Annotated in this window: 8 protein-coding genes; 4 read left to right on the top strand and 4 right to left on the bottom strand. The window is 68.6% G+C overall.

What is annotated here, in order from left to right:
- Window positions 1-338: 338 nt before the first annotated feature.
- Together ACWGKS_RS23950 and ACWGKS_RS23945 are read right to left on the bottom strand one after the other, a co-directional pair.
- Window positions 339-785 carry a DoxX family protein gene (locus ACWGKS_RS23950; RefSeq protein ID WP_358509831.1) on the bottom strand — a complete coding sequence of 149 codons (447 nt, stop codon included), beginning with the start codon at window positions 783-785 and terminating at the stop codon, window positions 339-341.
- A 190-nt stretch (window positions 786-975) separates the two neighbouring features.
- Window positions 976-1,482, bottom strand: a complete 507-nt coding sequence (locus tag ACWGKS_RS23945) for a MarR family winged helix-turn-helix transcriptional regulator (protein WP_452456243.1) — start codon at window positions 1,480-1,482, stop codon at window positions 976-978.
- A gap of 423 nt (window positions 1,483-1,905) precedes the next feature.
- Here ACWGKS_RS23945 and ACWGKS_RS23940 point away from each other — a divergent pair, with 423 nt between their 5' ends.
- Both ACWGKS_RS23940 and ACWGKS_RS23935 read left to right on the top strand, forming a co-directional pair.
- A complete protein-coding gene (locus tag ACWGKS_RS23940) occupies window positions 1,906-2,478 on the top strand; it encodes an NADAR family protein (RefSeq protein ID WP_452524124.1) in 573 nt (190 codons plus the stop codon).
- 246 nt (window positions 2,479-2,724) lie between these two features.
- Window positions 2,725-2,967, top strand: a complete 243-nt coding sequence (locus ACWGKS_RS23935) for a hypothetical protein (RefSeq protein WP_452456241.1) — start codon at window positions 2,725-2,727, stop codon at window positions 2,965-2,967.
- Window positions 2,968-2,990: 23 nt separating this feature from the next.
- Here the strand turns inward: ACWGKS_RS23935 and ACWGKS_RS23930 are convergent, their stop codons facing one another.
- Window positions 2,991-5,444 carry a beta-glucosidase gene (locus ACWGKS_RS23930; protein WP_452524122.1) on the bottom strand — a complete coding sequence of 818 codons (2,454 nt, stop codon included), beginning with the start codon at window positions 5,442-5,444 and terminating at the stop codon, window positions 2,991-2,993.
- Between the two features lie 169 nt (window positions 5,445-5,613).
- Between ACWGKS_RS23930 and ACWGKS_RS23925 the strand changes: the two genes are divergently transcribed.
- On the top strand, window positions 5,614-6,294 hold the full coding sequence (locus ACWGKS_RS23925) for a TetR/AcrR family transcriptional regulator (protein WP_452524121.1): 681 nt from the start codon (window positions 5,614-5,616) through the stop codon (window positions 6,292-6,294).
- A gap of 112 nt (window positions 6,295-6,406) precedes the next feature.
- Here the strand turns inward: ACWGKS_RS23925 and ACWGKS_RS23920 are convergent, their stop codons facing one another.
- Window positions 6,407-7,723 (bottom strand): Ig-like domain-containing protein, encoded by a 1,317-nt coding sequence (locus ACWGKS_RS23920; RefSeq protein WP_452524119.1) that lies wholly within the window; start codon window positions 7,721-7,723, stop codon window positions 6,407-6,409.
- 330 nt (window positions 7,724-8,053) lie between these two features.
- Between ACWGKS_RS23920 and ACWGKS_RS23915 the strand changes: the two genes are divergently transcribed.
- Window positions 8,054-8,377, top strand: coding sequence for a DMT family transporter (locus ACWGKS_RS23915; RefSeq protein ID WP_358509852.1), 324 nt, complete (start codon window positions 8,054-8,056; stop codon window positions 8,375-8,377).
- Window positions 8,378-8,380: the final 3 nt, after the last annotated feature.

Here is an 8,380-nt window from a genome sequence, read left to right as displayed (position 1 = left end):
CCACCCGGTCATCGTCCTCGACCACGAGAATACGCATGGCTAGCCATAGTAGGCAGTGTTCACGGCGGGCGGCCCCACTCCACGCCCTCACCCCCGCCGAGGTTCCCGCAGCGGGATGTACGGAGCGGCCTCCCGCACCCTCCGCCCGACACCGGGAACCTCGTATCCCGGCCCCCGAAACCACTCCGCGGTCTGCTCCAAAGAAGCATCGACTCTCCACCCACCGATCAGCGGGGTACCGCACGAGGCTAGAAGAGAAAGCCCTTCGGGAGAATGGATCCGAGGAAACAACAACGGCCGCCCAGCATCGTTGGTGGGCGGCCGTGTCGAAAGGAGGATCAGGCGGCGTGCACCGCGGACCTGTCCTCCGAGCGGACACGGCGGCGACCCCACGGCATCACGCTGTCGACGGCGAAGCGGCCACCGGCGAAGCCCAGGGCCAGCGCGGCGGCGGCCATGACGAGAGGCAATTCGAAGCCGCCGACCAGCGGGTCTCCGACGTGGGCGAAGAAGTAGGCGCCGCCCATCATGAGGGCGAGCAGCACCCCGGCGACGGGCAGGGCGAACCCGACGATGAGCGCCACCCCGGCGCCGACCTCGATGCCCACGCCCAGCAGGGCGGCGAACTGCGGGAAGGGGATGCCCATCGCCTCGAAACCGCCGGCGGTGCCCTGGAGGTCGGTGGCCTTGGGCAGCCCGTGGGCGATGAAGACGACACCGACGACGACGCGAGCGATCAGGGCGGTCAGGTCGCTGATCATGGTTTTGGGTGTCTGTTCGGTCATGGTGCGTTCCTGTTCTGTGAGCGGGTGTCCCGGTGGTCGGGGTCGGCGTCCGGTTCCAACACTTGAGACCACAACCTTTTTCCGGGAAACAACAGGATAATGCGTATCCGCTCGCGTACATAGCGTGCCGGGCGGAGAAGTTACGATCCCCACACGACCGCCCTGCTCAGGATGGATAACAGAATCCGGCTCAGTTCCGGACTCCAGGCCCCTTCGGGTCCGGGTACCGCGGCTGCTCGTCGTGGGGGTCCAACGAACCCAACATCGCCTCGGAGATCTCGCGCAGCTGTCCGACCTGCTCCCGGGTGAGCGTGTCGAACACCAGGCGTCGCACCTCCTGGACGTGCCCGGCGGCCGCCTCGCGCAGCGTCTCCATCCCCTTGTCGGTGAGTTCGACGAGGGTCGTGCGCCGGTCCCCCGGACGCTTGAAGCGGCGGATCATCTCCTCCGCCTCCAGGCGCGCCGCCGCGTGCGACAACCGGCTGGGCGAGGAGCGCAGCAGGCGGGCCAGACGCGTCATCGTCAGTTCCCGCTTCGGGGCCTCGGAGAGCATCGCCAGGATCTGGTAGTAGGCGTGCGGCATCCCGGAATCATGCCTGAGCTGACGATCCAGGGCCCCGTCCAGCAGGTGCACGGCCATGAGGAAGATGCGCCAGGTCCGCTGCTCGTCATCATCGAGCCACCGTGTCTCGGTCATCGGACCCGAACCCTCCGAACCACTCGAACACTCGATCACGTCGCCGGCCGCCGACCGAGCCCACTGGTCTGGTCCGAATCGAGGCGATCCCCATCGTCCCGGCACATGGGGGGACGCTCCTCTCGACCTCGGATCCGCGGCCGCTCACACCCCGCCGACCTATGGTTTCGGGGCTTTCCGCAACGCTACTACGCCGTAACGTACGCCGGCCCGAGCACGCGCGAACCCGTCCCGCTCGTACGGGAACCAGTGACCGGTACAGGTGCCTCGGCCCGCCGACGGCCGCGCACTCTCGGGTTTCGGCACAAGTCCGCCGAGTGGCCGATTCGCCCCCGATCGGATGGGCGTCTTCCCAGCGCACAAAGCCATCAAACACACGAAAAGGTCTACCGACCTCGGCCCGGTTCTGCGAGACTCCCCAACATGACGGGCACACACAACCCTGCCGACGCGAGGACCGTGGAGGATCTGCTCCGCATCGACGGACGGATCAAGTACGTGCACTTCTGGGGCCATGAGCCATCACCGGATGGGCTCACGGCCACCTGCCTCTCCCAATGGTGGCCGGCCGACTTCACCGTCGACGGCGTCACCTACCGCACCGCCGAGCACTTCATGATGGCCGAGAAGGCGCGACTCTTCGGTGACCCCGAGGCCGCCGAACGGATCGTCGCCGCCGAACACCCCAAGCGGGCCAAGGAGATCGGACGCGAGGTCGGGGACTTCGACGAGGAGACCTGGGAGCGCGAACGCTTCGGGATCGTCGTCCGAGGCAACCTCGCCAAGTTCGGTCAGAACGAGGACCTGCTGGAGTATCTCCTGGGCACGAAGGAACGGGTCCTGGTCGAGGCCAGCCCCCGCGACCGCGTGTGGGGGATCGGGATGGGACGGGAGAACGAGAACGCCGAACGTCCCAAGTACTGGCGCGGACGCAACCTGCTGGGCTTCGCGCTGATGGAGACCCGTGCCCGACTGACCGCCGAACAAGCCGCCTGACCCATCGCCATTCGCCCACGCGGGGCCCGGAGGGACCACCTCCGGGCCCGTTTCGTCCCTTAGGCCCCATCCCGATCGGCTGTTCTCCCCGATTTCACCCCGGGTCCGGCCGATCACCCTCCTCGGCCCTGTCCACCGGCGTAGAGTCCGCACACGCGAACATCACGGTGCCCCGGCACCACGGCGTGTCGACCGTCCCCGGGCCACCGTCCTCGCCTCGTCCAGGACCACACCCAGGGGATTCCCATGGCCTATTACCGAATCCAACTCAACGACGGCACCAGTCACACCCTCCAGGCAGTACGCATGCGAACCGACGCCGGCAGCTTCTACTTGGAGGAGCGCGAGGCGGGCGACTGGCGCGAGGTCTTCAGCAACCCCATCACCGAGGTCGAGCGCGTCCAGCGCCGGTTCACCGAGAACGACGGCACCTGGACCTGGCTCCAGGAACGGCTGCCCGCCCCCGTGGGCGGCGTGCGCGCCTGGTGATCCCACGGCGGCCCGGTACCGAATCAGCGCACCTTGAAGGCGAGACGGTGCGCGATGGCGCGACTGGAGGAGCCCACCGCCAGGTGATAGACCCCCTCCGGGGTGCGCCGTGCGTGCTCGACGGGGTCCCAGATCGCGAGGGCGCGCGGTGGGACGTCGAGGTCGACCGTGACGGTCCGGCCCGGCGCGACGCGCACCGAGGCGAAGGCCGCCAGGGAACGTAGAGGGCGCGGGATTCCGGCCTCGGTGGGCGGTTCCAGGTAGACCTGCACGACGTGGTGTCCGGGACGCCGACCCGTGTTGGTGAGGGTGACGGTGACCGTGGGCGCATCGGTGACCAGGCCGTCGGTACCCGGGGTGGTAACCGGCGTGGACAGCGCCGCGTCGTCGATCCGCCAGGTGGTGTAGCCCAGACCGAACCCGAACGGGCGGTGCGGTTCGATCCCGTCCCGGTCGTAGGCGCGGTGACCGACGAAGACCCCCTCGGCGTAGTCGTGGATTCCGTCGACGGGACGGGTGTCCAGGATGGGCACGTCCTCGTGGTCGCGCGGCAGGGTCCAGGGCAGCCGGCCGGTGGGTTCGGCACGGCCGGTGAGGGTGTCGGCGAGGGCGTGGCCGTACTCCTGGCCCCCGAACCAGGACCACAGGACGGCGGGCACCTGGTCGAGCCAGGGCAGGAGGACGGGCGCGCCGGCGTTGACCACCACCACGGTGTTCGGGTTGGCGGCGTAGACCCGTCGGACGAGTTCGTTCTGGCCGCCCGGCAGGTCGAGGGTGGGGCGGTCGTAGCCCTCGGACTCGACCTCGTCGTTGGTGCCGACCACGACGATGGCGACGTCGGCCGTTTCCGCGACGCGGACGGCCTCCTGAATCTCCTCCTCCACGGTGGGGCCGGGCGGCGCGTGGCGAACCTGGACGATGACACCACGGCCGAACCCGCCGAAGTCCCCGACCTCCATGTCGACGTCGATCGACACGGTGCGGGGCTCGGATCCTTCGGGGACCTCGATCTCCGCCCTGGGCCCATCGGGGTGGGCGTGCCGCGATTGGAGGATGTCGTCGACGGAGGCGCTTCGGTCGCTCTCGGAGACGGTCTCGTCGTCGACGCGGATGGTGTGCGCGCCCACGGCCGCGACCTCGATCCGGTGGGTCCCGGGCTCGGCGAGGGTGAGGGTGGCGAGGAACCCGGCCCGTTCCGCGCTCTCCTGAACGTGGATGTGGAAGGCGCCGCCCGGCACCTCGGGGGCGTCGATGGCCTCGCCGTGTCCGTCGTAGAGGGTGAGGTCGGCCTCGGTCAGGTGTTCGGTGGCGACGATCGGAAGGAGACGTCGGGGGTCGCCGCCGCGGACGAGGGTGACCTCGACGTGTTCGGGCAACACCTCCCGTAGCCCCTCCGCCGGGTCGACCAGGTACCCGGTGTTGACGTGGGCGCTACCGCCGCCCTGGGTGTGTGCGTCCACGGCGTTGGGCCCGATGAGGGCCACCGTCCGCACGGAGTCCGGCAGGGGAAGGACGTCGCCCTCGTTACGGAGCAGGACGTGGCCGCGTGAGCCGACCTCCCGCAGGATGACGCGTTCGTCCTCGCCCGCCACGGCCGAGGTGGTGTCCCGATCGAGTCTGCCGACCCGTTCGGCCAGGCGGAGCAGTCGGACCACCTTGTCGTCGACGACGGACTCCTCGACCTCACCGGCACGGACCGCGTCCACCAGCGCTCGGCCCCAGGGACCATCGGGGCCCGGCATGACGATGTCGAGTCCGGCGTCGGCGGAGCGGGCGCCGCTCCGAGTGGCGGCCCAGTCACTGAACACGACGCCGTCGAATCCGAGCTCGTCCTTGAGGAGGTCGGTGAGCAACCGGCGGTGCTCGGTCATGGTGGACGATTCGACCTCGTCGTCGACGCCGTTGTAGGCGGCCATGACGGTCCAGGCGCCGGCGGCGATCACGGCTTCGAAGGGTGGAAGGTAGACCTCGCGAAGGGTCCGCTCGTCGATGCGGGAAACGTAACCGGTGCGTTCTTGTTCGGTCTCGTTGCCGATGAAGTGCTTGGGACAGGTGCCCAGGCCCTGCCCCTGGACGGCGCGGACGAAGGCCGCGCCGAGTTCGGCGGTCAGGTGGGGGTCTTCGGAGAGACATTCGAAGTGGCGTCCACCTGCCGGGGATCGTTGCAGGTTGAGCACCGGGGCCAGGATCACGTCGACGTCCTTGCGGCGGGCCTCGGCGGCGAAGAAGCGGCCCACGCGTTCCATGAGTTCGGTGTCCCAGGCCGCGGCGACCGCCGTGGGACCGGGCAGGCTCGCGGAGTGCTCGTCCTGGGTCACCTCGGTCCCGCGTACCCCGGCGGGACCGTCGGAGACGGTGATCGGGAGCAGGCCGATCTCGGCGGCGGCGTGCAGGACCCAGCCGGTCCGGCCGGTGAGCAGGCGCGCCTTGTCCTCCAGGGACAGGCGGCCCACGCGCTGGTGAAGGTCTGCGGTCATGAGCCCCTAGCCCCCTGATCCACGTCTCGTAAAGCGAGACATTACTTACTTAATGTTCATTCAGCAAGAGGGGCGGGGAACATCGATAGCGTGGACGGGATCGGGCCCCCGAACCCCCCGGCCATCGGCCCGAAGTACCCCCGCGGTACGAGGAAGTGGAGAGCGGACCATGAGCGAGACGACCCCCACCGGCACGCCTTCGTCCGGGGGCGATCCGCCCTCACCGGTCCCGCGCAAACGGGTCAATCGCCGCGAGCGGATCCTGCGCACCGCGGCCGAGGTATTCGCCGCGCAGGGGTTCAACAACACGTCGCTGGCCGACATCGCGGCGACCCTCGACATCACCCCCGCGGGGGTCCTGCACCATTTCGGCTCCAAGACCGAACTGCTCACCGCGGTGCTGGAGCTGCGCGACACCAACGACCCCGCGCCCTCCGGCGCGGGCATGCTGGACCACCTGGTCACCACCGCCGAGCGCAACGCCGCGCGCCCCGGCACGACCCGGCTCTACGCGGTGCTCTCCGCCGAGAGCGCCACCGCCCGACATCCCGCCCAGGACTGGTTCCGAGACCGGTACACCGTGCTGCGTCGGGAGGTGGAGGAGGCGGTCCTGGACCGGATCGGCCCGGAGTACCGCGAGATGGCGAACACCCCCGGACCCGATGGTCACACCCCCGCCCACTCCGCGGCCACCGCGATCCTGGCCGCGATGGACGGCCTTCAGGTGCAGTGGCTGCTGGACCCGGAGTCGGTGGACATGGCCACGGTCACCGAGCTGGTGATCGATGCCCTGGTCGCCCGGTTGCGCACGACGGAGGGCGGGGGGCCTTCGGGGCCCGTCCAGACCTGAACGCACTCGACGGCCTCGCGAGCGGGCAGACGAAGGGGCGCCCGCGGTGCCGTGCACCGCGAACGCCCCTCGTGGTCCTGTCCCGCCCCTGGGGCGGTGATGACCGCGCTTCCTACAGGTCCTCACCGTGGACGGAACCCGGGGTCCCGTCGGTGGTCATCTGTGCCTCGTCGGTCTCGCTGCCCTCAAGCCACTCGTCCCAGGACTTCTGCCAGTAACCCCAGCCGTTGTCCCACTCGAACTCACGGTCGGTGCCGGTGGTGTCGAGGATGTCGCCCATCAGGGTGTTCTCGTAGAACCACACCGCGTCGTCCATGCGCAGGTTGGTGCAGCCGTTGGAGGTGTTGGCCGAACCGATCGCGCCATTGCTGGACATCTCGTGCACGAACTCGCCGCTGTTGGAGGTGCGGACCGCGTAGTTCACGTCCACGCGGTAGGAACCCGGGGAGTCCTCGGGGATGCCCACGGTGCTGGAGTCCATGGTGATGGTGTCGTAGCGCTCCATGAGCACGTGCACGCCGGTGGTCGTGGTGTCGAACCGACGGTTGGCCGCACCGTTGCTCACGTCGATGGTGCGCTCGTGCTCGCCATCGATCTCGATCTTCATCTCGTGGTCGGGCACGTGCATCGTGGCGATGAGCTCGCGGCCGATCTCGAAGTCGATCTGGTAGTCACGCACACCGTAGACACCCTCGGAGGCCTCGACCCCGGACAGGTTCAGGTCGACGGTGACGTTCTGGTGCGGCTCCCAGTACTCCTCGGGCCGGAAGACCGCCATCTGGTCGGTCACCCAGTTCCAGGCGCCGGCGATCTCCTGCTCGGCGACCACGTTCATGGAGTTCTCGACCTGGCCCTTGTTGCTGACCGGCATGTCGAAGTTGATCACGACGGGCATGCCGACACCGACGGTGTCGCCGGAGCTCGGGAAGTTGGAGGCCAACTCCAGGCGCTGCCCGGCGACCGCCTCCAGGGTGCTGAACTCGCTGGTGGCCTCGGTCTCCTCACCGGCCTCGTTCTCCGCGGTCGCGGTGACCACGATCTCCGAGCCCGGACGCAGGTTCCAGTCACTGATCCACTCGGTGCCGTCCTCGTTGAGGGTGCCGGTCATCTCGTACAGCTCGGCCTCGTCGTCCTCACCCTCGGCCTCGCCGCCGTCGGGGACGGCCGCTTCGCCGACCACGGTCTGGTCGATCTGGACGTCACTGATGGTTCCGTGCTCGGCGGTGACCCGGACCGGGGTGTTGGGTGCGATCTCCTCGCCGCCCTCTTCCGGGGTGATGCTCAGCTCGGCCGGTTCCGCGTCCGCGGCGGGGTCGGAGTTACTCTGCGTCTCGGCGTCGCCTGAACTGCACGCGGTCGCGACGAGCGCGAGCGCCACGAGTCCGATGCCGAACCGGCGCTTCACCGCCGACTGGGTCTTGCCCGTCACGTCTGGACCTCCATAGAACATCTCGATAACCGGCCTACGTAGTAGGACGCTCCGATCCGGAAAAGGTTCTGAACTCCCGCGTATCGGTATGGAGCGGTTATCTGATGGTGTCCGACCCACCTCGTCCGGAATCGTCGAGAATACACCCAGGGGGTACGTGGCCGGTCCGCCAGGGGGTGGGTTTCCGGCCGATCCGAATCACGCCCACCTTGTCCCCCCATCATGCACCGCGTAGAATCTTGTTCATTCGCCCAGGTTCTTTGGCGAACGAAAACTGAGCATTCGAGCAGGTTTCCCCTGGGAGGCCGAAGGACACGAAGGAGCTGTGCCATGCCGTGGATGTGGTTGGCCGGAGCGATCGTCCTGGAGGTGATCGCGACCACCTCACTGAAGTTCTCCGAGGGATTCACCCGTCTGTTCCCCTCCATCGTCGTGGTCATCGGCTACGGCGGCGCGTTCTACGCGCTCTCCCAAGCGCTCGCCAGAGGCCTGCCGCTCGGTGTCGCCTACGGGGCCTGGGCCGCCATCGGGGTCGCCCTGGTCGCCATCATCGGAGCGGTCCTGCTGGGAGAATCCCTCACCTGGACGCAGATCGGCGGCATCGCCCTGGTCATGGCCGGGGTCATGGCCCTGGAGATGGGCGGACGGCATTGAACA

It is taken from the genome of Nocardiopsis sp. NPDC055879 (genome assembly GCF_053615935.1).
Note: the sequence above shows the minus strand (reverse complement) of the source record. Positions and strands in the feature narration are given on the sequence as shown.